We start from the raw sequence: 25,303 nt of genomic DNA on the forward strand, positions 1-25,303 counted from the left end.
AGATATGATTTATATGAAAAAAGGATTATATAAACTGGCCGGAGCGTTGTTATCATTAACTATTACGGCCTGCACCTTACTGCCGGTGTCCGTAAGTGCTGCGGCTGCGGCCTCCGGAAGCCAAAAGGAATGGCTGCGGCAAAACGCCCATGAATTAACGTCGCTGGAGTCCGAGAATTATAGCGATCTGGCCTTTTTAAAGCCGCTGCTAAAGGACAAAACTGTCGTCAGCCTCGGAGAAAATTTTCACCAGGTGGCCGAATACAGCAGCATCAAAACCAGGCTGATTAAATTTTTGCATGAAGAGATGGATTTTGACGTGATCGCTTTTGAATCGGGAATGGGAGACGCGGCGGTCGTATATGAAAACCGGGATTTCCTTACCCCGGAGGAAATGATGGGCGCTTCGCTTTTTCCAATCTGGCATTCCCAGGAAACGCTGGAGCTGTTCAATTATATCAAAGAGCAGGGAAAGGGCGACAAACCGCTGTACTTGGCGGGATATGACAATCAATTTACGGACTACTTTTTGACCCAGTTTATAGGGGCGGCGATCGGCAAGCTGGACTCCGAGAAGGGAAAGGCCTTCGTGCAAATGGAATATCGGGCGATCCCGGATGTTTATGAGGTTTTTAAAAAGTTCCCGGGCGCTCCTTTTAGCAAGGATCCGGCTTACAAAAAAGAAATGCAGGCCGTTGTCGACAAATATCTGCCTCAGTATCAAGAGACGATCAAGTATGTTGAGCAGCACCGTGACGAATTAAATGCCAAGTTGCAAGTTTTTTATCCCAGCCAGCCGCATTTTGACGCTATCATCCTGAAATCCTTACGCGACCATGTCGCCTTTCTGGAGAGCGGATTGAAGGATGTGAAGGATATGTATTCTTCCCGGGATGAGTTGATGACGGAAAATCTGGAATGGGTGATGCAGACGTTGTATCCGGGGAAAAAGGTGATTTTGTGGGCCCACAATGACCACCTGGCCCAAAACACCTCGAAAATGCAGGTCAAGCAAGACGGCAAATGGACGAACAGCTTTACGAGCATGGGCGAACTGATGCACCGGAAGCTCGGGGATAAAATGTATGTGATCGGGCTCTACATGAATCGCGGTTCATCGGTAACGATTACTTCGGGCAAGCCTTTCACCATCCGGCCGGCGACAAAAGGAAGCCTGGAGCATCTGATCATGCAAAGCGGTTACGCCAATTCCTTTATTGATTTGAGCCGGCATAAAGTGAAGAATGGGCAGAATTCCTGGATGTTCCGGCCGATCTACGCATCCGAGGACGGCATGACCACGGAGCAGGTGCTGCCGAACGTGATGCGCTTTATCCCGAAGGAGCAGTACGATGGAATTATCGTCATTGACAAGGTGAAAGCTCCAACGCCTGTGGACTCCTCTGAGGAATCAAAGACCAACGAGTAAAAATAAAGCGGGGCCATAAGCAGCCATAGGGCTGCTTGTGGCCCTTTTCAATCACGCTTTGGAGCGTACCCGCAGCAACAGGATCTGTCCGGCCAGGCCGATCGCAAAAATGATCAGGCTGTCCCAAGGGGACACGGTAAAGGCCGGCATAATCCGGTTCAGCAGCGTTCCCAAAGCGATGAGCAGCGCCGCGCCGCCGATGTAGATGCCCAGCGCCTTTAAATCAAACCGGCGGGAACCCGATGGCTCCGGGGATTCCGCAGATTCCGCAGATTCCGCGGGTTCGTGGGACTCTGCGGCCCGTTTGCGGCCGGGGCCGAGAAAGCGGGTGACCAGTTCCACCAACACGATCGCCAACCCGGCGATGATGAGCAGCGACGAACTGCTGATCAGCGTGTATTCCAGCTCTCCGCCAAACCATTTGCTGAAAAAGCCGGTGATCATATAAATAAAGAAAACCCAGGTTAGAGCAACCCAGGGAATCATCGTATAATAGATGATTTTATCCTTCAGGCTGCGGGGCGTGCCCGTCAGGACATCGTCCGCCAGCTGGGCGCAATAAGCCTTGGGATCATCGCCAAACAGATCCATGGCGGACACGCCTTTGTCCTGATTTTTGACAATTTGCCGCGCCAGGCTAAGCAAAATCTCCTCCCCTTTGGCTTCGGTCAGCGAACTGGCTCCGGAGCGGAAATACATCACCATTTCCCCGAAATAATTTTCGTTCTCGGCTGTCATCTGCTGCCTTAATTTCTTCGTCTCTCCGATCATTTCATGGATGTACATGAAAGTATCTCTCCTCCCAGGTCCGTACAAGTCACTCTCGAACAAACGACATTCTGCCAAAAAATTACTAATTTTCTTTCGTAGTATACTGCAAAATTTGTCCGCTCCGCAAGGGTCCACAGGAGGGAGTAGGGCGGACCAGGAATGATGGACATTTGGTGAACAAGGTATAAAAACGCCGGCTCCCTCCACACACTACTTTAAAAGAGGCGGTTCAAAAAGTCATCTTTTACGGATATAAGGACGCTGGAGTCGCCGGAGTTTCGCGCCTTAACAACTAATTTATTGCGGGAGGCAGATACAGTGGGAAAATATGATTCGGAGCAGACCCGGAGGTATTTGCTTAATGAAAATTCCCGGGGCAGTCTGGAAGAAGTCGTTTCGAACGAGGTTGACTCGGATGAAAACGCGGATTTTCTTTGCGGGGACGATTGCGGCGACGGGGAGCGCCTAGGCAATCGGCAATTCATGAAGGAGTGGGAGGGACGAGTACAAACCCATGCCTATTTTAGGCAATCTTATGAATAACCAGCGAGCTTGATTGACACGCTTTCCGGCCGGTGATAAGATAAGTTTTATAAAACTCATTAAACTTATCGGAATTTAATGGATATAAGTATTTCCGGATATTCACGGGCGGGAGGCGGTTGTATGGAAAGACAGATTGCGATCAAGTATGGGAAAGAGGAAATTGCGGCGAATATCCATTATCCGTTGGAAAACAAACGGGAAGGGCGCTGCCGGCGGGCTCCGCTGGTCTTGATTTGCCACGGCTTTGTCGGCAACCGGATCGGCGTGGACCGGCTGTTTGTCAAAGCGGCCAGAGAACTGGCGGCGGCCGGATTTCTCGTGCTTCGGTTTGATTACGTCGGCTGCGGCGAAAGCAGCGGGAGCTACGGGGAACAGGACATCGATTCCCTGATCGCCCAAACCCGCTCGGTGTTGGATTACGGCCTCGAATCCTTTGATATCGATCCGCAGCGGGTCACGTTGATCGGACACAGCCTGGGCGGAATTGTGGCGCTGCTTGCAGGCGTAAGGGACCGCCGCATCAAAAATCTCGTCCTATGGTCTTCCGTCGGATATCCTTTTAACGATATCGTAAAGATTACCGGGCGTGAGGTATACGACAAGGCCGTCAAGCACGGGTCCGCCGATTACCTTGGCTATGACTTGACGCCGCGGTTTTTCGATTCGCTGGGTTCGTCGCAGCCATACCAGGAAGCGCTAAAGTTTCCCGGGGATGTGCTGGTGGTGCACGGAACCTCGGACGATACGATCCCGGTCGATTACGCTTTTCTGTATCAAAAGGTGTTTTGGATGCGTTCCGAAGGGCGCTGCGACAAAGAGATTATTTTTCAGGCCGACCATACGTATTCCTCCGGGGAGCATCAGGCCCGGCTCATCGGCAAGACGAGGGAGTGGCTTGACAGTCTGGAGGCGATTCAGACGGACTGGCAGCATTGGATGATCTAGGAGCAGCGCGTGTGAGCGGGCGTTAAGCGCGGCGATCGGGCGATAAAATCATGCCGAACTGGTAAATAACTTCCTGTAGGGATACAATGAATATAGGATACCACCAATTTGGCGCAGGGAGGTTTGAGAGCGATGACTCAACCTGCATTGTTTATCGCACACGGATCGCCGACGCTGGCAATCGAGCAAAACGCGTACACGGGTTTTCTCCGGCAACTGGGACAAAGAACGCTGAAACCGCCCAGAGCCGTTGTTATTTTCTCCGCACATTGGGATTCTCCCGTCCAATGGCTGACGGCGGACCGCAGGCATGAAACGCTACATGATTTTTACGGTTTTCCGGAGGAAATGTACCGGATTCAATACCCTGCCCCGGGCGATCCGGAGCTTAGCGAAGCGATCGGCGCCATGTTCCATGCCCACAATCTGCCGTATCGGCTATCCGAAGGAAGAGGGCTGGATCACGGGGCATGGGTTGTGCTGCGGGCGATATTCCCGGAAGGAAACATCCCGGTCGTGGCCTTGTCCGTCGATTCCAAGCGCTCACCGGAGGAACAGTATGCCATCGGCAAAATGCTGGCCGGACTCCGGCGGCAAAACGTTCTCATTATCGGCAGCGGGGGCTTGGTGCATAATTTGCGCCTAATTGGAGACGAGGAGAGCGAGCCGTTTCCTTGGGCTGTCGAATTCGACGCTTGGATCGGGGAGCAGCTTCAGGACTGGAATTTGCGGCTGCTGTTCGATTACGGCAAAAAGGCTCCCCATGTCCGCAACGCCATTCCTCCCTACGGCAAGGAGCATTTTGTGCCGCTGCTTTATGCGATGGGCGCCGCCGATGACGAGCGGCGGGCCGTCAAGCTGTTTCAGGATTACCGGTACGGCAGCTTAAGCCTCAACTGCTGGAAATTCGGCGCCGGGGACGAAGCCCGTTGACCAGGCTGCAAAATATCATGAAGAAGCGCAGAACCGATTCTTTTCGGTTGCTGCGCTTTGTTTTTTTAAATCAAGATGTGAGTCTTTGCGTTTCCAAAGCGGTTTATTTCGACGTATAATGTAAAAAAAACGCATGGGATGACGGAGGTACGATGAACTTATTACGGTCTAAATTCGGAATACTACTGATCTTGTCGGTTTTCCTGCTGCTGATCTCCGGCTGCGGAGGAGCGAAGGAGGCGGTCACCCGGGAGGTTATCGCTCCCCCCGAAGCAGCACCGGAGGAGACGGAGCCGCCCCAACCTGAGGTACCCGCTTACACGGCTCCGCTTACCGGTTTGCCGGCGGAAGCGCCGGTAACCCGCCGCCCGCTGGCGGTCATGGTCAACAATGCGCCGGCCGCGCGCCCCCAGTCGGGCCTGATGGACGCCGACTTGGTGTATGAAGTACTGGCCGAAGGCGGGGTAACCCGCATGGTGGCGATTTATCAAAGCAAGGCGGACAGCGCCAAAATCGGCCCGGTCCGCAGCATTCGCCCGTACATGATCGATTTGGGGGAAAGCTATCACGGCGTTTTGGTCCACGCGGGAGCGAGCAACGATGCGTTCGCCATTTTGCAGCGGCAGCATAAAGAGGATCTCGACGAGATCACGAACGCGGGAGCTTACTTTTGGCGGGACAAGTCCCGGAAGGCGCCGCACAACCTGTACTCCAGTCCGGAAAAATTGCTCGAAGGGGCGGAGAAACGAGGATTCGCCACTGAAGATGCGGACGTGCCGGGATATACTTTTTACCGGGAAGGGGAAGGACCCGTGTCGTGGCAGGAAGCAAGCCGGGTAGAGATCAAGTTTCAACTGGACAATTACCGGGTGGGTTACGAATATGACGCGGCGAGCGGACGATATAAACGTTTCATTAACGGTAAGCCGCACACGGATCTGGAGACCGGCGAACAGCTGACGGCCGCCAATGTCGTGGTGCTGGGGGCAGAACACCGGGTGCTGGACGATGTGGGACGCCTGGACGTGAATTTGGAACTGGGCGGAGACGCGATCGTTTTTGAAAAAGGCAAAATGATTCGCGCAGAGTGGATACATAAACAAGGCGACATCATTCGCTTTATCGTGGACAATCAAGAGCTGCCATTTGTTCCTGGCAATTCTTTCATTCATATCGTGCCCGATTCGCCGGATTTCGACAGTCATATTGCCGTGGAATAACGGGGGGCGAACTGGGGAAGTCTGTATTTTTGTGGCGAATAGAGGATAATTCTGGTTTATTCAGGCAACTTTAAGCTAAAGAACATGAAATGTTTGCGACATTATTAACCATCTTTCGACCGATTGTGTTAAGATAATCAAGGCTGTGTAATAACTGTGTAAAGCGCAGTCCGAAAGAAATACCTCATGCAGAGAAAAGGGGATACTGATGCGAGTGAAGAAGAAGGATATCTTTTTCCAGACGTTAGAGAACATGGCGGACACGATCGTGCATTCGGCGGATTATTTCGCCCAGCAGGTAGCGGAGTTCAAGGACGTGGAACAGTTCGCCAAAAAGATGAAGGAATTCGAATCCAAATGCGATGAATACACACATACCATTATCGTCGAGTTGAACAAAACGTTTATCACCCCGATCGAACGCGACGACATCATGAACCTCATCACGGCGCTGGACGATGTCATAGACGGTTTGGAGGCGTCGACTTCCCGTTTCTTCATGTACCACCTTTCCCAGCCGGACGAATACATCGCCCGCTTTGCGGAAATTCTGCGCAATTCGGCATATGAGATCCAAAAAGCGGTCCATTTGCTTTCCCAGAAAAAACTTCTCGCGATCCGCGAATACACGATCCGCTTGAACGACCTTGAGAATCAGGGGGACGAGCTGCTGCGGATTTGCATCAACGAGCTGTTCCTGAAGGTGACGGACCCGATCGAACTGATCAAGAAAAAGGAAATTTACGAGCGTCTGGAGACGACGACGGATGCCTGCGAGAAAGTAGCCAACATGCTGGAATCCATCATCATGCGTAATTCTTGAGAACTTCGCTTAACACTTGATATTCGGGAGGGTGGAATTGCGCGGGTTACACATATAGATAAACGATCTGTGCAAAAAGGAAAAATATGGATACGAGTTTACTGATCATTATCATCGTTATCATACTGGCGCTCGGATTTGACTTCATCAACGGTTTCCACGACACGGCAAACGCGATTGCGACATCGGTGTCCACCCGGGCGCTCAAGCCGCGTACGGCGATTTTGCTGGCGGCGGTGATGAACTTTCTCGGAGCGATCATGTTTACCGGCGTCGCCAAAACGATCGGGGGCAGCGTGGCGGATCCGGCATCGCTGGACAACGGCCTTGAGGTGCTGATCGCAACACTGCTGGCGGCGATTATATGGAATTTGATTACGTGGTGGTTCGGCATTCCTTCTTCTTCTTCCCACGCCCTGATCGGCGCTTTGGCCGGCGCGGTGTATATCGGCGGGGGGCCGGACAAGCTGAACTGGAGCGGTTTTCGGACGATTGTCGAAGGGCTGATTTTTTCCCCGCTGATCGCTTTTGCGGTCGGCTATATCGTCATGCTGATTTTGAAATGGATTTTCGCCTACCGCAGCCCGCATACGGTGAATAAAGGCTTCCGCTCAATGCAAGTCGTTACGGCGGCGCTGCAGAGCTTCACGCACGGCACCAACGACGCGCAAAAGGCGATGGGGATCATCACCTTTGCCCTGGTTACGGCGAGGTTCCAAGACCATATGGAAGTACCGCTGTGGGTCAAAATCGCCGCGGCGACGGCGATGGCGCTGGGCACCTCGATCGGCGGCTGGAAAATCATCAAAACGATGGGCACGAAAATTTTCAAGATCGAACCGATTAACGGTTTCGCCGCGGATATGTCCGCCGCATCCGTGATTTTCGGGGCTACGCTGTTTCATCTGCCGGTAAGTACGACGCACGCCATCACATCGGCGATTTTGGGCGTCGGTTCGGCGAAGCGGTTCTCCGCCGTACGCTGGTCGATGGCCGGGCGGATCATCGTCGCCTGGGTGATCACGATTCCGATCGTGGCCGTGATGGCCGGCGGCATTTATATGTTGCTGTTCTAACGGTTGTGAGTGCCGCTATCTGCCTTAATCGAGGCACAAATAGCCGGTTTTAAGTAAAATAAGCGCTATGGCGACCGTTAGAATCGTTTTACTGCTAGCGATATCAAAGAACCGCCGGAGGGAATATCTCCGGTGGTTCTTTTTTTAACCAGAATTTATACCTCAACTTTCGCAGCAAAAAATCGGCAGACAAGCCTCGATGTGGCAGGGTAAAGCAGCAATCCATTGCCGGAGTTGACGCTGAATCTGAGGCGGACAGTGTCTTCCCGGCTTCTTGGGCTGCTTCGTTGATCAAGTCGAGCAGCAGTTGTAAGTCAACCAGCTCGGGCAAGCAATTCGACCGCTTTGCTGCGGTGGCAGAAGCTGCTGCGCATGTGTGTGGCGATTCCGGCGATCCCTTACCGCCGGCTGATCGCGCGCCAACCGAACCAGCCCCTTGCGGCTGCGGCCTGATCATGGCGCTGGGAACGGTAGGGGTACTTGATGCGGATCAACTTAATGGGTAGGGGTTAGTATGAACTGTGCGGGCGTTGCTGCCAGATGGAAGGGTCAGGCTGCAGCAAAATCACGGTCTTTTCGTTTCCCTCGCGTCTTGTCCTTGATCTATTGTCTTGATCTCTTGTCCGGTCTGTTCCACCTCCCCTAACCTGATTCCTTTTCCTAAGCCCATCTAAATTATCTCGAGCCTATCTGCTTCTCCACCAAATATTTTTTCTCCCGAGCTTGTCTTTCTCTCTGCTACCTGATTAAACGGGATAATCGTGCAAAGTCTCCGGACAGGGAGTGTTGATCAGCCGCCCACCCCACTTCCCTATCCTCAAGTTTTCAACGCAGGGACTCAAGCTGATTTTTGCTCTGCGAAAGTGGAGTTATAAAATTTCGGTCATGGTAGAGAGCGATGCGCAGGTAGAGGGTGCTGAGAGGTCTGGATGAACTGGTTTAGAGCGAAGTAGGGGCGTTGGTGTCCGTTAGAGCAGCGTCCAAAGTAGAAGTCAGTGCCACTAAGGGACGCCGTCAGGCGTTTTTCTTACATAAGCCAAAATATCGGCAAATGAAATTGGACTTTTTGGTGAAAATAACGGAAAGAGGAAATTTATATGTAAACCAGACCGAATTGACTTCACAGGATAGGTAAGGTGGTCCGCTATGAAAAAACGGTCTTCGTCCCCGCCGAGAAAATCCGGCGATATTTCCCCATCCGATGTTGCAGCGCTTGTCCCATCGCTTGACCGGAATATCGAAATGCTGAAAAACATTTTGGGCGAGGCCGACGATGTGATGTTCCGGTCTTTCCGGGTAGGCGGAGAGCTTGCTGCGCAGCTTGTGTACATTCCCGACATGTCGGACAGATTGGAAATCGACAACAACGTCCTGAAGCCGCTTATGGTGATGACCGATGCGGAACCCAGGGATTTGTCTTCGATCAAAAACCGGGTTTTGCCCGTCGGGTCGATCGAGGAAATCGCCGATGCCCACGAATGCGTCAGACAGTTGATTAAAGGCTACCCTTTGCTGCTGCTTGAGGATAGCGACCGGGCCCTGCTGCTCAAGATCGCCAAGTGGGATAAACGATCGGTGGAAGAACCGCAGACCGAGCCGTCGCTGCGGGGCCCCCGGGAAGGGTTCACCGAATCGATTTCGACCAATTTGTCGCTCCTGCGGCGGAAGGTGCAAAGCGTCAAGCTGAAATTAAAATCGTTCCGGTTTGGCCGCAATACCGAAACCGAGGTTTATATCGCTTATCTGGAAGGCATTGCGAAGCCAGCCTTAATCCGGGAGGTGGAGAACCGCCTGAAACGTATCGATATGGACAGCTTGTTGGAAACCGGATACATTGAAGAGCTTACGGAAGACGATCCATATTCTCCGTTTCCTCAGCAGCAGTTCACGGAACGGGTTGATATCGCCGCGGCCGGGTTGCTTGAAGGCCGCATCGTCATCATGGTCGACGGTACGCCCGACGTGCTGATCGTTCCCGTAACGCTCGTTACGCTGCTGCAAGCGGCGGACGACTATTACAACCGCTCGTTATACTCGAGCTTGCTCCGCATTCTTCGTTACTGCACGCTGTTTATTTCGCTGACGCTTCCGGCAGTGTACGTCGCGCTTCTGACGTTCCATCAGGAGATGGTTCCGAACAAACTGTTGATGAGCATCGCTTCTTCGCGGGAGGAAATCCCGTTTCCGACTATCGTGGAAGTGTTGATGATGCAGCTGGCTTTTGAGGTGTTGCGGGAGGCGGGGCTTCGTCTTCCGCGGCAAATCGGTTCGGCGGTGACGATCGTCGGCGCGCTCGTTGTGGGCGAAGCGGCGGTTTCCGCCGGCCTCGTATCGGCGCCGATCGTCATTATCATCGCCTTTACGGGCATCGCTGGATTTACGGCTCCGCACTATTCGCTGGAGTTTTCCGTCCGTCTGCTGCGCCTTCTGCTCATCCTGGCCGGGGGGACGCTCGGAATTCTTGGCGTCATGTACGGTTTGCTCGCCATAGCGATCCATCTGTGCACGCTGCGTTCTTACGGAGTGCCTTATTTGTCCCCGATCGCGCCATTTGTGGCGGACGACATGAAGGATGCGGCAGTTCGGGTCCCATGGTGGAAGATGCTCAGGCGTCCGAACTTTTCCGGAAGAAACCGCCGGCGCCTTACTCCGGGGCAGCGGCCGAATCCGGGGAAAGGCGGGGAACATTGAAGCGTATGCCAAAAAACAACCGGATAACCGCCATGCTTCGGCTCGGCAAACGACTTTTGCCTATATTGGCAGGAGCGGTGTTTCTGTCCTTGACCGGCTGTTGGGACAAGGATGAAGTGAACAGTTTGGCGATCGTCACAAGCGCGGGTTTTGACCGGACGGAGGACGGAACCATCGAACTGACTTTAGAAATCGCCGCTCCGCAGCAGGAGGAGAGCGGCAAGCCAGGCGGGGATCAAAAGCAAAAGAACGGAAAAACGATCATACGTACCGCGACCGGCAAAACGGCGGCGGATGCGCAGGGCCAACTGCAAATGATGATGCCGCGTACGATTTATTGGGGACAATTGCAAGTGCTTGTTGTCGGGGAAGCGCTCGCGCGGGACGGGTTGCGCGAGCAGCTGGATTACCTGGTGCGCGACAATGAAATCCGCTTGCGGGTTATGCCTTTCGTCACGCGCGGTAAGGTCCGGGATTTTTTTGAATCGCCTTATTTACTGGAACAGACGAAAGCCGACTTTCTGCAGAGCGAAGCCGGGCGTGTTTTTCATAAGACGTTGACGATAAGTCAACTGGTTCAGCGTTTAAGCGGTGATCAGAATGGAGCGATCTTGCCCTTCGTAGATGTTCCGCAAGAAGGAGGAGGAAAAGGCGGGGATCCGTATATCAAGGGTTACGCGGTCTTAAACCGGGGGCGGATGATTGGAACGATGACGGGGGACTCTTTTCTCGCTGCGAAATGGGTGATGAATCAATTGAAAAACGATGTCCAAACCGTAAACGTGGGGAGCGAATCTCCCTCCCGCGTAACGTTGGTGATCACCGCCTCGAACTCCCGCTTGATTCCATCCCGTAAGGAAGGGGAATGGCAAATGGATATCCGCATCGGTTCGGAACTAAGCATGATCCAAAACACAACCCGTCTGCCCATGGCCGATCCGCAACATGCCCGGAAGCTTGAAGCGGCGATGGCTGAACATGTGCGGGAGATGGTCGAGCGGACTGTAAAAGAGGCGCAGCGCATGCGTACCGATATTTTCGGTTTCGGGGAAGCGATCAACCGCCAAAATCCCCGCGAATGGAAAAAGCTTGCCTCCCGTTGGGATCGCATCTTTCCCCAGATGGCCGTCAGCGTGGAGGTTAAGACGGACTTGCGCCGCATCGGCATGAACAACATTCCCGTCGGGTTACCGCATCAGGAGGGGAGAAAGCAATGATCTGGTTAAAAATTGCGGGCATAACGCTGATTGCTGCTTGGATCGTCAGGTTTGAGTGGCTCCGTCTGAACGAAGGCAGCACCCGGGAACGGGCGGCGCTCGTCGCCATCATGGCCATAGGCTGGATCTCTGCCCTGCTGATCATTGTATTTCCGGAAATACCGGGACCGCTTATGTTGATCGATAGGTTGTACCGGCCGCTTACCGGCTTAATAAGTTGATGAGGTGCTGAAAATGGTGGAAAAGGGAAAGATTACCCGGGGGCAGTTGGCGCTTCTCATATATGCTATCCTCGTCTACGACGGGATTCTGATGATTCCGAAAATCACGGGACAGGCAGCGGAGCGCGATTTATGGCTGTCCCCCGTCTGGGGCAATTTGGCTGGCTTAACCTTCCTGCTTGCGATGCTTCGCTTGGGCCGCATGTTTCCGGAGGAAACGATCATGGGGTACACCCAGCGTATATTGGGCAGGTACGCTGGAAAAGCAGTGGGGTTTGCCATCGTGTTTTACTTGGCCTATCAGACCAGCACTGTCTTGCGGATTTACAGCGGCTTTATTTCCTCCGTGTTTTTGGAAAACACGCCTCCCCTTGTTGCCGCCGGAGGCGTTATGTTTCTTGTTTCCTATGCCGTCAGGGGAGGCGTGGAGACGCTGGGACGCTTGGGACAGCTTTTTTTGCCGATTACGATCGTCATTTTTGCGCTGCTTGTCGTGCTGACCATTCCCGACTGGGATGTGTCTAATGTTCTGCCGATTTTTGGGAATGGCCTGGCTCCTTCCATCAAGGGGGCGGCCGTTCCGATTAGCTGGTTTGGGGCGTATATTGTTCTCGGGTTCTATTTACCGCTGTTATCGAACCGCCGGAAGGTAACGCTTTACAGCTTAGGGGCCTGGCTGCTGCTGCTGATTACGCTTGTCGTGTCGGGCCTCATTTCGATCTTTCTGTTCGGGCAGCATGCCAGCATGCTGAATTATCCATTTATTGAAGTCGTTCGGTACATCGCTATCGGCGAATTTTTTCAGCATATCGATGCTTTGCTGCTGGCCGTATGGCTGCCCGGCACGTTTATCGAATTGGCCGTTTACCAGTACGCCGCAGTTTTGGGAACAGCTGAGGGAATCGGATTGAAGGATTACCGGGCGCTCGCCCTGCCGATCGGATGTTTGATTTTAATCATGAGCTTCTGGAGTCCGTACAGCGAGGTGGATTTTGATCGTTATTTGGCAACGAGCCACGTTTTTCTGGATTCCACGTTTTTCGTCCTCGGTCTGATCCTCTTCTTGGCGGCTTGGATCCGCGGCAAGCTGGGGGCACGGAAAGCTAAATAGGGCGCGGAGACAAATTGCGAAATGAGGCGTTTTCGCGTACGCTAAAATCATCAAACTGGTGCGGCATGGAGAAAGGGGAGAAAACGGCTTGATCAGAGTAATGGGGATGACGCACGACCATAAAGTCATTTCGGACATTCCGCTGGAGCGGTCGCTTGACGAGAAATACGTATGGATATGGGCCGATTTTAACGAACCGGCGGCGGAGGAGGCCGAGTTGCTCGGTTCTTTTTTTCGTTTTCACCCGCTCGCGATCGAGGATTGTCTGCATGTATTGCAGCGCCCCAAAATGGACTATTACGAGGATTATCAGTTTCTGGTGCTGCACGCCTTGGACCCGGACACATTGGGTACAGTGGAAGTGAACCTGTTTATCGGGGACAAATATTTGGTGTCGTTCCATCAGCGCAGGCTGCGGGAAATGAACGAAGCGTGGGAAAACATGCTGAAGCGGGCCCATGACCGGAAGGTTTGGGTACACGGGCCTTATTCCGCCGCGTATATGGTGATCGACAGCCTGGTGGATCAGTATTTCCCTTGTGTGTATGCGATCGAGGACGAGTTGGACGAACTGGAGAAAAAGGGAAGCCAAGAATCGGTGGAGCTGCTGATGAACCAGGTGTTCGACCTGCGGAGCCGGCTGCTGAAGCTGCGGCGGACGATCGTACCGATGCGCGACTTGATGTACCGCATCTTGAATTCGCAGCATGTGCAGGGCGACAAGGAGCCGCGGGCCTATTACGCGGACATTCACGACCATCTGCTGAAGCTGTCGGAAATGATCGAGGCCGACCGGGAGATGACCGCCGATTTGCGCGACTCCTACATTTCGCTGAATTCCAACCGGATGAACGGGATCATGAAAACGTTGACCGTCATTACGACGGTGTTTATGCCGCTGACGCTGATCGCCGGCATCTATGGGATGAATTTTGTCAATATGCCCGAGCTGTCATGGAAATACGGCTATTTTGCCGTGATTGGGCTGATGGCCGCGCTCGGAGGGTGGATGATTCTCTGGTTCAGCAAGCGGGGCTGGTTCAAGTAGGGCCGGTGCCGGGGGGGGGGCGCGGCCTGGCACGCGCCGGCCTGGCACGCACCGGCCGGGCTTGAAGGGCAGAGGCGGCGGCGCCCGGGAAGCCGCCGCTCAAACCGGGCCCGGCCGGGCAAGGTGTGTACGGGGATGCCGCCAGGCAGCGCCGCAAGCGGAATGCCGCCGATCAGCGCCGTAAGTGGGATGATCCCGGGAAGCACCGTAAGTGGAATGATGCCGGGCAGCGCCGCGAGCGGAATGCTGCCGATCAGCGCCGTAAGCGGAATGCTGCCGGGCACGCCGTAAGCGGAATACCGCCGGGCAGGCCGCAAGCGGGATGCCGCCGGATTAACGGCGGCGTTTGCCCGTTTTGCCGCTGCGCCCCTGGCTCCCACCGCGGCGTCTCTGGGGGCCGGTGCGGCTTTTTTTGCGGCGGCGGGGCCGGTATTCGTCCATCCGTCCTCCGGATCCGCCGCTTTGTTTCTTTTTGCCGAACGGAAGGAGGCTAGCAATCATTTTGGCCATCGGGGCGAATTGTTGGACGGTTTCCATCACCTTTTGCACTTTGCCCACAGTGGTCAGTATCCCGTCAACGCCGCCAAGCTTGTCGACGATGCCTTTCAGATCGCCCAGATTGGGGATAGAAAGGCTGCCGGCCGATCCTGGGGAACCGCCCGCCGCCGCGCCCGAAGCGCCATCAAACGGTTCGATGGACGGCGGAGTATAGGGCGTGAGCGCCGTAGAATCGGACGGGACCGATTCGTAAGGATTTACTCCAGGGTAATAGTCGGTATACGGAAATGCCGTGGGCGCCGCGCTTTGCCGGTAAGCATGATGATGTCGCATGGTATCACTGTCCTTTTTTGATATTTTATCGGAACGCCCTTTTTTGGGATTATAGGCGTTTGTAATACTATACTTTATGAGACCCGGGCGCGGGGCGTATGGACGAATGTCCCGGTTCCGGTGGGTGTTCGCGGATTTTGGGCGTTCTTTCTGTAATGCGTGAAACCGTTAATGCTTGAAAAGGGGGACTCCGCTCGGGTACAATGGGGGTGTGGTTAAGTAACGGTAGGGGATGATTATTCAGTGCAGCTGAAGAAGTTGAATGACAAAACGATCGATCAATTATTTGAGGCTATTTTAACGTTAAAAGACATTGAGGAATGCTACGTTTTTTTTGACGATTTGTGCACGATAAATGAAATCCAATCGATGGCCCAGCGGCTGGAAGTTGCGCGGATGCTTGGCAAAGGCAGCACATACAACCAGATCGAGGCGGAAACCGGAGCCAGCACGGCGACGATCTCCCGCGTCAAGCGCTGCCTGAATTACGGCAACGACGGATACAAGATGACGCTGGACCGTTTGGGGCGCTAAGCCGGTGAAGGAAAAAATTCGGACGGCGGACATGGGGCGTCCGGCAGAGACCCAGCCGCTTCAGGCTCCGCCGCATAGGGATTCGACTGCATCAAAACCGGGAGTGCTGGTGATCAGCCACGGCTCTCCCGACGATCATTGGATAGCCCTGGTGGACGAGGCTGTCGCGGAAACGGCGGCTGGTTTGCCCGCGGAACTTCCCGTGGTGTCGGCGTTCCTGGAAATCGTCGAGGGCCGCCTAATTCAGGACGGGATAAACGAGCTGGAAGCGCAAGGAGTGACAGATTTGATTGTCATTCCTTTATTTGTATCTTCGGGCAGCACGCATATCGATGAGATCGCTTATGCGCTGGGTGTAAAGGACACGCCGGAAAAGGAAACCGATCTGGAAAGGTTTCGGGTATCCGGGCGCGTGATTTTTGGCGATCCTATAGATGATGATCCGCTGGTTGCCGAGATGGTCTGGGACAAGGTCAAGGGGCTGTCGGAAAGTCCGGATCGCGAGGTGCTGCTGCTTGTGGGCCATGGCAGCATCCATGAGGCATTTTTGAAACGGTGGGAGCGGGGGATTTCCTCGCTGGCCGCCCGGGTAGGGCAAATCAGCGGGCTGGCGGCCGCCGACTATGCTCTGTTAAATCCGGACAGCGTGCGGCGCAAAGTCGGCTATTGGTCGGAGGAGCAAGGGTATGACGTCATCGTGGCCCCTTTGTTTTTAAGCGCCGGGTATTTTACCAAGACGATGATTCCTTCGCGGTTAAACGGGCTATCGTACCGTTATTCGGGGGACGCCCTGCTGCCGCATCCGCTCCTGTCCCGCTGGATGTTGCAGCACATTTTGCATATAATGGGATCATTGACAATATGAAAATCAGGTGGCGTTAGGGATGAAAAGAGCTAGGTTGATTTATAATCCCACCTCGGGAAGGGAAGAAATGCGGCGCATTTTGCCGGATGTACTGGAGCGTTTGGATCGCCACGGCATCGAAACGTCCTGCCATGCGACGACAGGGGCGGGGGACGCTACGCGCGAAGCTGCCGAGGCGGTCGAACGCGGATACGATATCGTCATAGCGGCCGGCGGCGACGGTACGCTGAACGAGGTCGTGAACGGCATGGCCGGGAAAAGCAATCTGCCGCCGCTCGGCATTTTTCCGCTGGGAACGACCAACGATTTTGCCCGGGCCATGGGAATACCGAGGCGCTGGGAGGATTATTGCGACCTGGTCATCGAGAATAAGACGAGGCCGATCGACATCGGCAAGGTCAACGGCCGTCACTTTATCAACATCGCCGGCGGCGGGAAGCTGACCGAACTGACTTACGAGGTCCCCAGCCGGTTGAAGACGCTGATCGGCCAGCTCGCTTATTACATGAAGGGCATTGAAAAGATGGCCAGCCTGTCGCCGACGGAGCTGATTTTTCATGCCGAGGGCTACGAGGTCATCGAAGGCGAATTCATGCTGTTCCTGATCGCCAACAGCAACTCGGTCGGCGGCTTCGAGAAGCTGGCGCCGGATGCGCGCATCGACGACGGGCTGCTGGACGTCATCGCCCTCAAGAAATGCAACCTGGCGGAATTCATCCGCCTGGTGACGATGGCGCTGCGCGGCGATCATTTCAGCGATCCGCACGTCCTGTACTTCAAGACGCGGCGGATGGAGGTCACCTCGCCGGCCCGCGTGCAGCTTAACCTCGACGGGGAACTGGGCGGCGAGCTGCCGGGCGTGTTCGAGGTTTTGCCGCAGCATTTGCGGATATTTGCTTAGTGCTTAGGAGAAGCACTAATATGGCGTAGGCTCCCCCGCCGGGATGGCGGGGGATTTGTGCGCTGGGCGCATGTTGACGGGCCGTACGCTGGCCGTACGTTGACTGCACATTGACTGCACAAAAAAGGTTGCCTGAGAAACTCTCCAGCCCCCAAAAAAATAAGGTCAAAAATGTGCGTTATTCCGGCTATATCCGTTCATTTGAGAGAGGTAGAGGCAATTTATGCCGCTATTTTCCCCCCCGTTGCAAGGAAATTCCTGCTTTCTGGACCATTCATAGGAAAGTAAGTACATAAAATGTCGTTAATGTAGGTGAACACGCTAGGACTCCGGATAATAAGTACTTAAAACGCCGTTATTTTGAAGGCCAGCGGTGGTCGGTCATGCGGTAGGCAGTTGGCTGTCGTACGCTGATTTCTAGGTTGAGCCGGTTTTTGGGGGTAGCATCTACTGGCTCGTAACCAAACGGGGGGAGCGGATCGCACATGGACTTAAAGTTTGGATACAATTGGCCGGGCTTGGGTTATGATGATGGTAGTGAGCGAATAGACAAACCAACAAGTTTCGAGGTAAAAGAAGCCTTCGAGCTTTTCGAATAAATTTTTGGCAAAAGGTGAAGGAGCAGTTCCATGACTAAGCAACGAAAAAACTTCAATGCCGGTTCCGGCGGTAGAGCAGGCGGAGGTACCGGGAAAGGCGGGCGGCGCTCCGGAAGCGAGCGACCCCCTGGAAGTAGGGGACAAGCGGCTGGCAGCGCGGAGAAGCATATACGGAAAGCCGCAGCCGCTACTGAACTTCCCGGGCTTCCTGTCGCGAAAAACGATGAACTCGTCATCGACATCATCGGGATGAATCACGACGGGGAGGGCGTGGGACGGGCCGAAGGCTACACGCTGTTCGTGGCCGGGGCGCTGCCGGGGGAGAAAGCCCGGGTCAGGGTGCTGAAGACGAAAAAGCAGTACGGCTATGCCAAACTGCTTGACGTCGTGCAGGCTAGTCCGGACCGCGTGGCGGCGCCCTGTCCGATCTACGACCAGTGCGGCGGGTGCCAGCTGCAGCACTTGAGCTACGAAGCGCAGCTGGCATGGAAGCGGCAGCATGTCGTCGACGCGCTGGAGCGGATTGGCCGGCTGCGCGTGGCGAGGGCGGCGCAGCCGGCCGAGTCAGGCGTGGTGCCCACAGCGGCACGGTCGGTAACCGCGCCTTCCGGGGCGGCCGATTCGGCCGGCAGTATGCACGGGAGCGCCATTGCGGCGGGCGGAGACGCAACCAAAGCGGTGCAGGCCGCACCTGGCGAGGGCTTGGCTGCTGCCGAAGGCTTAGTTTCAAGCGGCTTCGGTACGGATGGAGCCGCTGGTAGCGCCGATGGCAACACCGTGCCGGAGCAAGGCATCGTCGTCCGCCCGACGCTTGGCATGAACGAGCCTTGGCGCTACCGCAACAAGGCTCAGGTCCCGATCGGCGTCACCGAAGGCGGCCTGGTCGGCGGCTTTTACGCACGGGGCAGCCACCGCATCATCGATATGGAAACGTGTCTGATTCAGCACGAACATAACGACGATGTCGTTTCCCGCGTCAAAGCGATCGGCCGCCAGCTTGGCGTCACCGCCTACAACGAGGAGACCGGGCGCGGCTTGCTGCGCCATGTCGTCGTGAAGAAGGCGTTCCGCACGGGCGAGATGATGCTGGTCCTCGTCACCAACGGGCGGGACATCCCGCATGCCGATACCTGGATCGGCCTCATCCGGGAGCAAATCCCGCAGGTGGTCAGCATCTGCCAAAACGTGAACACGAAGCAGACCAATGTCATCTTCGGAGACGAAACGCGTGTCCTCTGGGGGCGAGACGTGATTTATGACTATATTGGCAAGGTACAGTTTGCCATCTCGGCGCGTTCTTTTTATCAGGTGAATCCGGTCCAAACGGAGGTTCTGTATAACAAAACGGTGGAGTACGCCGGGTTGACCGGCAAGGAAACGGTCATTGACGCCTATTGCGGCATCGGCACGATTTCGCTGTTTTTGGCACAGCATGCAGACCAAGTGTACGGGGTCGAGATTGTCAAAGAGGCGATTGAGGATGCGCGCAGCAATGCACTACTGAACGGGATGACCAACGTGAAATTCGAGGTTGGCGCCTCGGAGGATGTTATCCCGCGCTGGAAGGAGCAGGGTATTGAAGCCGACGTCATTGTCGTCGACCCGCCCCGCAAAGGCTGCGACCCGCGCCTCCTCGACACGATCCTCGAAATGAAGCCGGAGCGCGTTGTGTATGTGTCGTGTAACCCCGCGACGCTGGCACGGGATTTGCGTGTGCTGGAGGACGGCGGGTATCGGACGGTGGAAGTGCAGACGGTGGATATGTTTCCCCATACGGTGCACGTTGAGGCTGTAGTAAAGCTAAGTCGAGTCGCTATGTAGAGGTGCTTAATTGTAACTTCCTATAAGTTGGGGAAAAGTTTATAGAAATAAGGTACGGTTAAAGTGGTTGGACACATCCAATGTATTTAACTGAAAATGCGAGTATTCAAGAGAGCGTCCTTAGTTTGGGCGTTCTTTTCTTTGTGCAATTCGGTAAATCCGAAAGTCGAAAAGTATCTATAGACAAAGAAGCAATCAGATTTGCTAAAGACTGTATTTGTCACAGGAGAGATTTTTCAATTGGAACAACATTAGCGGAGGCAATACGATTCGTCTTATACGTGATGCCAAGGCAAATGAATTTGAGATAACTATGTTTTATGTAGGTTTAGGCGATTATCACTTAAATATCGAACGAGTCGCAGTACGAGTCGGAAATGGCGGACACCATGATAGCGTACTGTAATCTCAGGATGCTCATGCACCCTTTCGGAAAGAAAATAATACCATGCCTGCGTTTCTCCTCGGGCATAAAATTCAGAGAAACATCAGTGCCTGTTGGTTCGGTCCACGATACTTTGTACACATTCTCCACTAAATTTCACCAAATTTACCTTCTGGTCGCGTATCCAACGACCGCCTACCATGTAGGCCCCGTATGCAAACTGGATAACGATTGATTATCGCCTTTCTGGTTCGTCCAGGGAGGCGTGTTTGCTTTTTAATGCCCATTTCTAGTACTGAGGGACATCGAATCCAACAAAGCAAGTTGCCAATAGAAAGATTCTTATTGCAATGTGGTTAATCCTAATTTCAATGTTGGGTGGCGGTCAATGAATTGGCAGGATTGGGTTCAGTATCGGAGCAGCTTCGCCGAAAGAATCATAAACTTTAAGTCGGTATAAGTCGATTAAATAATTAAGGCTTATATACATAAATTTCTATATTAGAACATACCTAGCAGTGAACTTAAGCCCAGGCGTAGAAGCCGTATCTAAAAATAGAATTTATTTACAGGAGGTAAGCTATGAATAAGAGAACAGGCATTAGATTTTTAGTTGTAATTATGATGATTTATGTATTTGCTTTTAATCTGGGTGGGAAAACTGTAAAGGCAAATTCCGTATATTATGTTTCTACAACGGGGAATGACATTACTGGAACCGGTACACTATCAAATCCATGGAAAACCATACAAAAGGCAGCAGATACCATGAAAGCCGGAGATACCTGCATCATACGAGGTGGTACATACCGGGAAACAGTAACACTTCATACTTCCGGAACTTCTGCAAATCCCATAAACTTTAAGGCTTATCCAGGAGAGAACGTAACGGTATCCGGTGCCGATCCGGTTACTGGCTGGAAAAATTACTCCGGATCCATCTATTATGCGGAAATGACGGGTTCCCTTGGAACAAAAAATCAGATATTTGTTAATAAGCAAATGCAATTTGAAGCCAGATGGCCCAATTCCCCAACACTTGATCCCTTAAATTCAACATATGCAACAGTTGATTCCGGTTCCACTACAACCATCAAGGATGGGGACTTAACTCAGGCACCTGGATACTGGGTTGGCAAAACGGTTTGGAGTGTTCCGGGAACAGGCTATAAATCTTATAAAAGTACCATTACCGGCTCAAGTGACGGCTCCATTACCTTTGATCGAATGGCTACTGCAGCGACAGGCGGTAACAGCTATTATATTACTGGTAATCTTGAAGATCTTGACAGTGCGGGAGAATGGTATTATGACAGCATTACTGGCAGACTTTATTTATGGGCTCCTGGTGGAGTTGATCCGAATACTTTGACAGTAGAAGCAAAGAAGCGGACTTATGCATTTGATTTAAGTTCCCGCTCTTACATAAATATTACCGGAATTAATATTTTTGCCTCCAGCATTAAAATGTCTAATTCTAATTACTGTAAAGTTTCTAATATAATTGCGGAATATGTCAGTCATGATTCGGATGTTACCAGCCAATACAGTACAGGGATATTTATGTCCGGTACCAATAATGAGCTTAGAGACAGTACTTTGACCTACAGTTCCGGTAATCTGGTGAGTATAGAGGGAACAGGAAATAAGGTAATTAATAATCTTATTCATGAAGCAAATTATTCGGCAGCGGATATTCCGGCAATCTATCTATTGGGGGCAAACCATCTAATCAGTCATAATACGGTATATAACGCTGGGCGTCATCTGATATTTATGCCTACCCAAAACAGCCGGATACAATATAATAATCTGTACAATGCAGGAAAGCTGACGAAAGACTGCGGAATACTCTATGAATTTGCCTGGGATGGGCAAGGGACGGTAATTCATCATAATTACATCCATGATAATCTGGCAAAGAATTATTCCGGCACGGGTATCTATCTGGATAACGGTAGCAAGGGCTATATTGTGCATCATAATGTTGTATGGGGAAACTATACAGGGATAAGATTGAATACACCCAGTAATTTTAACCTGATATATAACAATACCACCTACAGTAACGGAAATGTAGGATATTGGGGAAGTAATTTTCAGTCAGATATGTACGGCGATAGAATTTTCAACAATATCTTTACTACAGCCTTTACACTGCCTGGTACTCATATAGAGGGAAATAATATTACCTCAGAAACCAATCCGTTATTTGTGAATCCCACAGCATATGATTTCAGGCTGCAGTCTACTTCTCCAGCTATTAATGCAGGGGTTGTAATATCCGGAATCACGAATGATTATGTTGGCGCGGCCCCGGATATTGGAGCATATGAGTTCGGTGGAACTGACTGGACGGCCGGGCATGATTTTTCTTCACCTCCGGACCCGGTTTTTGAGAGTGTCAGCTTACTTTATGTTAATAACGTAAGGCAATCTGATTTCGAGAAAGGGATAATCTCACCATGGGCAGCAACATATTCAGATACTGCTGCAAGCGTATCGGTACCAAGAAGCGGCTCTAAGAGTGTTAGATTGGGACCAGGAGAAGATGGTATCGAGCAGGTACTTACGGGGCTAAGTCCTAATACCAGCTATGTGTGTACCGCTTGGGTGAAGGCAGACATAGGTGAGCAGATTCAGATTGGCGTTAATGGCTTTGGAGGAACGGATGCATCTGCAACATCTGACAGTACATCCTGGACAATGGTAAACATTCCTTTTACAACCGGAGCAGGCGCTACCAGGGCAACAGTGTATGCTTACAAGAAGCCTGGTACAGCATATGTTTATGTGGATGATTTTGGGGTAGTTGAGCAATAAATTATTTGGGGCAGATGGATCAGGAGGGACGCTTTCGCAGCGGTACAGCCCCTTATGGCTATCGCCTTATGATAGACTTATCTTGATATTAGAAGCAACACAATTTGAGCTGCAGTAACAACCGTCTCAAGATTGGAGGGTAATCATGGGGAATACGGATAAGTTTGAGATGATAGCTAATATATATGACACCTCTGAAAGAATTCAAATCGCAAAGGTATCATCAAATGCCATTCGTGAATATTTAGTTGATACTAAAAGTAAGAATGCTATTGATTTTGGGTGTGGAACTGGTCTCGTTGGAATGAACTTGCTTAACGATTTTAATTCTATGCTATTTCTGGATACATCTCAAAACATGATTAGTCAAATTACGCAAAAAATTTCTAGTGCTAATATACAGAATGCAGCTACATTATGCTTTGACTTTGAAAAAGACAGTCTTTCGGATTTGCATGCAGACTATATTTTTATGGCTCAGGTTTTACTCCATATCCATGATGTTGAGCTAGTTTTATCAAGATTATATGAGGTTCTAAATGAAAGCGGACATTTACTAATCGTAGATTTTAATAAAAATGAAAAAATAGTTTCTGATATGGTCCATAACGGGTTTGATCAGACAGAGTTAACTGATATGATGACAAAAATAGGATACAGGGATATTCAATCTAAAACTTTCTATACCGGAAGTAAAATATTCATGGGTTATGATGCATCTTTGTTTATCCTTGATTCTCGGAAATAGAGTATCCGCCAAGGCCTCATCAGGCCTGAGCGTCATCTTTTTTGTACACTCAAGTTGCCTGGAAAGGTTGATATAAAACTCTTTGATATTTGCGGCTTTGTCGATAGTTGGCGATAAGGCATTGGGTACCATGATGGATATAAACTGAAGATGAGTAATATAAATACTAAAAAGTCCGCGAAGTTCGCGGACTTTTGTGCGCTTGGCAGCGCGCAGACCCGTTTTAGCTTTCAGTAGCAGAACTGCCTTCGTCTTGTGTATCTTCTTTCTGTGATATTTTCATCGGTTTAATAAAGAATGACAATACTAAAGCAAAGAATGCCAAAACGGTGGAGAACGTAAAGGCAACTGAGACCCCATGAATCATTGGATTGGGAAGTTTTTGCTGAACGGCAGCCGTTGTATTGTTTGTCATAACCGTAACCAGCAAGGCTGCTCCAACAGAAGCGGCCACTTGCGTCAACGTGTTGCTCATTGCGGTTCCATGTGGAATCAAATGGTCAGGCAGTTGGTTTAATCCGGCCGTCATGACTGGCATCATCATAAGAGATATTCCGAACATTCGTATGGCGTAAATCACCATCATATAGATGTATGGCGTTGAAGCGGTCATGTTACTGAACAAGAACGTCATACCTATTAAGATAACCGAACCAATAAGAGCCAACGGTCGTGCTCCAATCTTATCAAAGATCCTCCCGGTAATCGGCGACATTATCCCCATCACAATCGCACCAGGTAACAACAGCAAACCCGATTCAAGCGGTGTAAAGCCTCTTGCCGTTTGTATATAAAGCGGAAGAAAGAGCTCTACGCCGATCATCGTCACCATAACAACCATACCGATAAATAAGGTCAATGAGAAGGTCCAGTTTTTTAACACCCTGAACTCAAGCATCGGTTTTTCAACAGCCAGCTGCCGCCAAATAAACAAACCAATTGCGACCGTACCGGTAATCAAAGCAATGACCACTTCTGAACTGTTCCAGGCATGATTACCTGCGCTGCTGAAGCCGTACAACAATCCTCCAAATCCAAGGGATGACAAAATAATGGACATGATATCAATTTTTGGACGGGTCACTTTCGTAACATTTTCAAGCATAAACGAAGCAAAAATGATGATAAGTACAGCAATTGGGAAAATCATATAAAAGAGTGCTCGCCATGAAAAGTTACCAACAACCCAACCGGAAAGTGTCGGTCCAATCGCAGGAGCAAAAGCCATTACCAGTCCCACCATACCCATTGCTGACCCACGTTGCTTAACAGGAAAAATCATTAAAAAGATCGTTTGCATTAACGGGAGCATGAGCCCGTCACTTACCGCCTGTAGAATCCTCCCGAATAATAAAACAGGAAAGTTTGGTGCAATAGCAGCCATCAATGTCCCGGACGCAAACAGGCACATGGCAGTAATAAACAGTCTTCTTGTCGAAAATTTTTCTATTAGAAAAGCAGAAACCGGAATCAACACCCCGGTGACAAGCATGAACCCGGTCGTTAACCACTGAGCTGTATTGGCGGAAATGGATAGATCCTTCATGATTTGTGGCAAAGCGGTATTGAGTAGCGTCTGATTTAACATGGTAACAAAAGCACCTGCAAGCATAACTACCACAAGTACATTCCGCTTAAACGTTGGAAGAGACTGTTCTTTCCCCATGTTGGTTTCCTCCTGTTATCTTCTTGTATTGTTAAGGGTGCCAAAAAAATAAGCATTCAGTATACTTTGAGTATATATTTAAACTCGCAGTTTACTTGA

Annotated in this window: 22 protein-coding genes and 2 pseudogenes; 18 read left to right on the top strand and 6 right to left on the bottom strand. The window is 51.7% G+C overall.

Annotated features, from left to right (window positions below):
• Window positions 1-13: 13 nt before the first annotated feature.
• Window positions 14-1,429 (top strand): erythromycin esterase family protein, encoded by a 1,416-nt coding sequence (locus NYE69_RS08865; RefSeq protein ID WP_340925865.1) that lies wholly within the window; start codon window positions 14-16, stop codon window positions 1,427-1,429.
• Between the two features lie 51 nt (window positions 1,430-1,480).
• Here the strand turns inward: NYE69_RS08865 and NYE69_RS08870 are convergent, their stop codons facing one another.
• Window positions 1,481-2,215: a DUF1129 family protein gene (locus NYE69_RS08870; RefSeq protein ID WP_340925866.1), complete on the bottom strand. Its 735-nt coding sequence runs from the start codon at window positions 2,213-2,215 to the stop codon at window positions 1,481-1,483.
• Between the two features lie 303 nt (window positions 2,216-2,518).
• Here NYE69_RS08870 and NYE69_RS08875 point away from each other — a divergent pair, with 303 nt between their 5' ends.
• The 6 genes from NYE69_RS08875 (at window position 2,519) to NYE69_RS08900 (ending at window position 7,743) form a co-directional block, all read left to right on the top strand.
• A complete protein-coding gene (locus tag NYE69_RS08875) occupies window positions 2,519-2,743 on the top strand; it encodes a hypothetical protein (RefSeq protein WP_036625820.1) in 225 nt (74 codons plus the stop codon).
• A 123-nt stretch (window positions 2,744-2,866) separates the two neighbouring features.
• A complete protein-coding gene (locus NYE69_RS08880; protein ID WP_340925867.1) occupies window positions 2,867-3,691 on the top strand; it encodes an alpha/beta hydrolase family protein in 825 nt (274 codons plus the stop codon).
• Window positions 3,692-3,823: 132 nt separating this feature from the next.
• Entirely contained in the window at window positions 3,824-4,624 is an 801-nt protein-coding gene (locus tag NYE69_RS08885) for a dioxygenase family protein (RefSeq protein WP_340925868.1), read from the top strand.
• Between the two features lie 152 nt (window positions 4,625-4,776).
• Window positions 4,777-5,844 carry a DUF3048 domain-containing protein gene (locus NYE69_RS08890; protein ID WP_340925869.1) on the top strand — a complete coding sequence of 356 codons (1,068 nt, stop codon included), beginning with the start codon at window positions 4,777-4,779 and terminating at the stop codon, window positions 5,842-5,844.
• Between the two features lie 208 nt (window positions 5,845-6,052).
• Window positions 6,053-6,667: a DUF47 domain-containing protein gene (locus NYE69_RS08895; RefSeq protein WP_316561289.1), complete on the top strand. Its 615-nt coding sequence runs from the start codon at window positions 6,053-6,055 to the stop codon at window positions 6,665-6,667.
• A gap of 86 nt (window positions 6,668-6,753) precedes the next feature.
• Entirely contained in the window at window positions 6,754-7,743 is a 990-nt protein-coding gene (locus tag NYE69_RS08900; RefSeq protein ID WP_340925870.1) for an inorganic phosphate transporter, read from the top strand.
• 162 nt (window positions 7,744-7,905) lie between these two features.
• Here the strand turns inward: NYE69_RS08900 and NYE69_RS33660 are convergent.
• Window positions 7,906-8,056: pseudogene (locus tag NYE69_RS33660) on the bottom strand (IS4 family transposase); the annotation flags it as partial.
• Window positions 8,057-8,889: 833 nt separating this feature from the next.
• Between NYE69_RS33660 and NYE69_RS08905 the strand changes: the two are divergent.
• From NYE69_RS08905 to corA, 5 genes are all read left to right on the top strand, one after another.
• Entirely contained in the window at window positions 8,890-10,434 is a 1,545-nt protein-coding gene (locus NYE69_RS08905) for a spore germination protein (RefSeq protein WP_340925871.1), read from the top strand.
• 5 nt (window positions 10,435-10,439) lie between these two features.
• Window positions 10,440-11,651: a Ger(x)C family spore germination protein gene (locus tag NYE69_RS08910; protein ID WP_340930329.1), complete on the top strand. Its 1,212-nt coding sequence runs from the start codon at window positions 10,440-10,442 to the stop codon at window positions 11,649-11,651.
• Window positions 11,648-11,872, top strand: a complete 225-nt coding sequence (locus NYE69_RS08915) for a hypothetical protein (RefSeq protein WP_340925872.1) — start codon at window positions 11,648-11,650, stop codon at window positions 11,870-11,872. Before NYE69_RS08910 ends, NYE69_RS08915 begins: the two co-directional genes overlap by 4 nt.
• A 13-nt stretch (window positions 11,873-11,885) precedes the next feature.
• Window positions 11,886-12,983, top strand: coding sequence for a GerAB/ArcD/ProY family transporter (locus tag NYE69_RS08920; RefSeq protein ID WP_340925873.1), 1,098 nt, complete (start codon window positions 11,886-11,888; stop codon window positions 12,981-12,983).
• A gap of 88 nt (window positions 12,984-13,071) precedes the next feature.
• Window positions 13,072-14,031, top strand: a complete 960-nt coding sequence (gene corA / locus NYE69_RS08925; RefSeq protein WP_340925875.1) for a magnesium/cobalt transporter CorA — start codon at window positions 13,072-13,074, stop codon at window positions 14,029-14,031.
• Here the strand turns inward: corA and NYE69_RS08930 are convergent.
• On the bottom strand, window positions 13,950-14,411 hold the full coding sequence (locus tag NYE69_RS08930) for a hypothetical protein (protein WP_340925876.1): 462 nt from the start codon (window positions 14,409-14,411) through the stop codon (window positions 13,950-13,952). The two genes, corA and NYE69_RS08930, sit on opposite strands and share 82 nt — an antisense overlap.
• Complete coding sequence (locus tag NYE69_RS08935) at window positions 14,365-14,862, bottom strand: hypothetical protein (protein WP_340925877.1); 498 nt, start codon at window positions 14,860-14,862, stop codon at window positions 14,365-14,367. The genes NYE69_RS08930 and NYE69_RS08935 overlap by 47 nt, the downstream gene beginning before the upstream one ends.
• Window positions 14,863-15,105: 243 nt before the next feature.
• Between NYE69_RS08935 and NYE69_RS08940 the strand changes: the two genes are divergently transcribed.
• The 4 genes from NYE69_RS08940 to rlmD all read left to right on the top strand — a co-directional run bounded on the left by NYE69_RS08940 (window position 15,106) and on the right by rlmD (window position 19,582).
• Window positions 15,106-15,396, top strand: coding sequence for a YerC/YecD family TrpR-related protein (locus NYE69_RS08940; RefSeq protein WP_036625794.1), 291 nt, complete (start codon window positions 15,106-15,108; stop codon window positions 15,394-15,396).
• 4 nt (window positions 15,397-15,400) lie between these two features.
• A complete protein-coding gene (locus NYE69_RS08945; protein WP_340925878.1) occupies window positions 15,401-16,261 on the top strand; it encodes a sirohydrochlorin chelatase in 861 nt (286 codons plus the stop codon).
• A 19-nt stretch (window positions 16,262-16,280) separates the two neighbouring features.
• Window positions 16,281-17,162 (top strand): diacylglycerol kinase, encoded by an 882-nt coding sequence (locus tag NYE69_RS08950; RefSeq protein WP_036625792.1) that lies wholly within the window; start codon window positions 16,281-16,283, stop codon window positions 17,160-17,162.
• A 629-nt stretch (window positions 17,163-17,791) separates the two neighbouring features.
• Window positions 17,792-19,582, top strand: coding sequence for a 23S rRNA (uracil(1939)-C(5))-methyltransferase RlmD (rlmD, locus tag NYE69_RS08955; RefSeq protein WP_340925879.1), 1,791 nt, complete (start codon window positions 17,792-17,794; stop codon window positions 19,580-19,582).
• A gap of 392 nt (window positions 19,583-19,974) precedes the next feature.
• Here rlmD and NYE69_RS08960 read toward each other — a convergent pair.
• Window positions 19,975-20,169: pseudogene (locus NYE69_RS08960) on the bottom strand (phenolic acid decarboxylase); the annotation flags it as partial.
• A 380-nt stretch (window positions 20,170-20,549) separates the two neighbouring features.
• Here NYE69_RS08960 and NYE69_RS08965 point away from each other — a divergent pair.
• Both NYE69_RS08965 and NYE69_RS08970 read left to right on the top strand, forming a co-directional pair.
• Window positions 20,550-22,790: a right-handed parallel beta-helix repeat-containing protein gene (locus NYE69_RS08965; RefSeq protein WP_340925880.1), complete on the top strand. Its 2,241-nt coding sequence runs from the start codon at window positions 20,550-20,552 to the stop codon at window positions 22,788-22,790.
• 145 nt (window positions 22,791-22,935) lie between these two features.
• Entirely contained in the window at window positions 22,936-23,538 is a 603-nt protein-coding gene (locus tag NYE69_RS08970; RefSeq protein WP_340925881.1) for a class I SAM-dependent methyltransferase, read from the top strand.
• Window positions 23,539-23,761: 223 nt separating this feature from the next.
• Here the strand turns inward: NYE69_RS08970 and NYE69_RS08975 are convergent, their stop codons facing one another.
• On the bottom strand, window positions 23,762-25,204 hold the full coding sequence (locus NYE69_RS08975) for a DHA2 family efflux MFS transporter permease subunit (RefSeq protein ID WP_340925882.1): 1,443 nt from the start codon (window positions 25,202-25,204) through the stop codon (window positions 23,762-23,764).
• Window positions 25,205-25,303: the final 99 nt, after the last annotated feature.

It is taken from the genome of Paenibacillus sp. FSL R5-0527, from assembly GCF_038008055.1.
Lineage (GTDB): Bacteria > Bacillota > Bacilli > Paenibacillales > Paenibacillaceae > Fontibacillus > Fontibacillus macerans.

Coding starts and splice junctions, on each gene's coding strand:
- NYE69_RS08865 (WP_340925865.1), top strand. CDS start 14: ATGAAAAAAGGATTATATAAACTGGCCGGAGCGTTGTTATCATTAACT.
- NYE69_RS08870 (WP_340925866.1), bottom strand. CDS start 2,215: ATGTACATCCATGAAATGATCGGAGAGACGAAGAAATTAAGGCAGCAG.
- NYE69_RS08880 (WP_340925867.1), top strand. CDS start 2,867: ATGGAAAGACAGATTGCGATCAAGTATGGGAAAGAGGAAATTGCGGCG.
- NYE69_RS08885 (WP_340925868.1), top strand. CDS start 3,824: ATGACTCAACCTGCATTGTTTATCGCACACGGATCGCCGACGCTGGCA.
- NYE69_RS08890 (WP_340925869.1), top strand. CDS start 4,777: ATGAACTTATTACGGTCTAAATTCGGAATACTACTGATCTTGTCGGTT.
- NYE69_RS08895 (WP_316561289.1), top strand. CDS start 6,053: ATGCGAGTGAAGAAGAAGGATATCTTTTTCCAGACGTTAGAGAACATG.
- NYE69_RS08900 (WP_340925870.1), top strand. CDS start 6,754: ATGGATACGAGTTTACTGATCATTATCATCGTTATCATACTGGCGCTC.
- NYE69_RS08905 (WP_340925871.1), top strand. CDS start 8,890: ATGAAAAAACGGTCTTCGTCCCCGCCGAGAAAATCCGGCGATATTTCC.
- NYE69_RS08910 (WP_340930329.1), top strand. CDS start 10,440: ATGCCAAAAAACAACCGGATAACCGCCATGCTTCGGCTCGGCAAACGA.
- NYE69_RS08915 (WP_340925872.1), top strand. CDS start 11,648: ATGATCTGGTTAAAAATTGCGGGCATAACGCTGATTGCTGCTTGGATC.
- NYE69_RS08920 (WP_340925873.1), top strand. CDS start 11,886: ATGGTGGAAAAGGGAAAGATTACCCGGGGGCAGTTGGCGCTTCTCATA.
- NYE69_RS08935 (WP_340925877.1), bottom strand. CDS start 14,862: ATGCGACATCATCATGCTTACCGGCAAAGCGCGGCGCCCACGGCATTT.
- NYE69_RS08950 (WP_036625792.1), top strand. CDS start 16,281: ATGAAAAGAGCTAGGTTGATTTATAATCCCACCTCGGGAAGGGAAGAA.
- rlmD (WP_340925879.1), top strand. CDS start 17,792: ATGACTAAGCAACGAAAAAACTTCAATGCCGGTTCCGGCGGTAGAGCA.
- NYE69_RS08965 (WP_340925880.1), top strand. CDS start 20,550: ATGAATAAGAGAACAGGCATTAGATTTTTAGTTGTAATTATGATGATT.
- NYE69_RS08970 (WP_340925881.1), top strand. CDS start 22,936: ATGGGGAATACGGATAAGTTTGAGATGATAGCTAATATATATGACACC.
- NYE69_RS08975 (WP_340925882.1), bottom strand. CDS start 25,204: ATGGGGAAAGAACAGTCTCTTCCAACGTTTAAGCGGAATGTACTTGTG.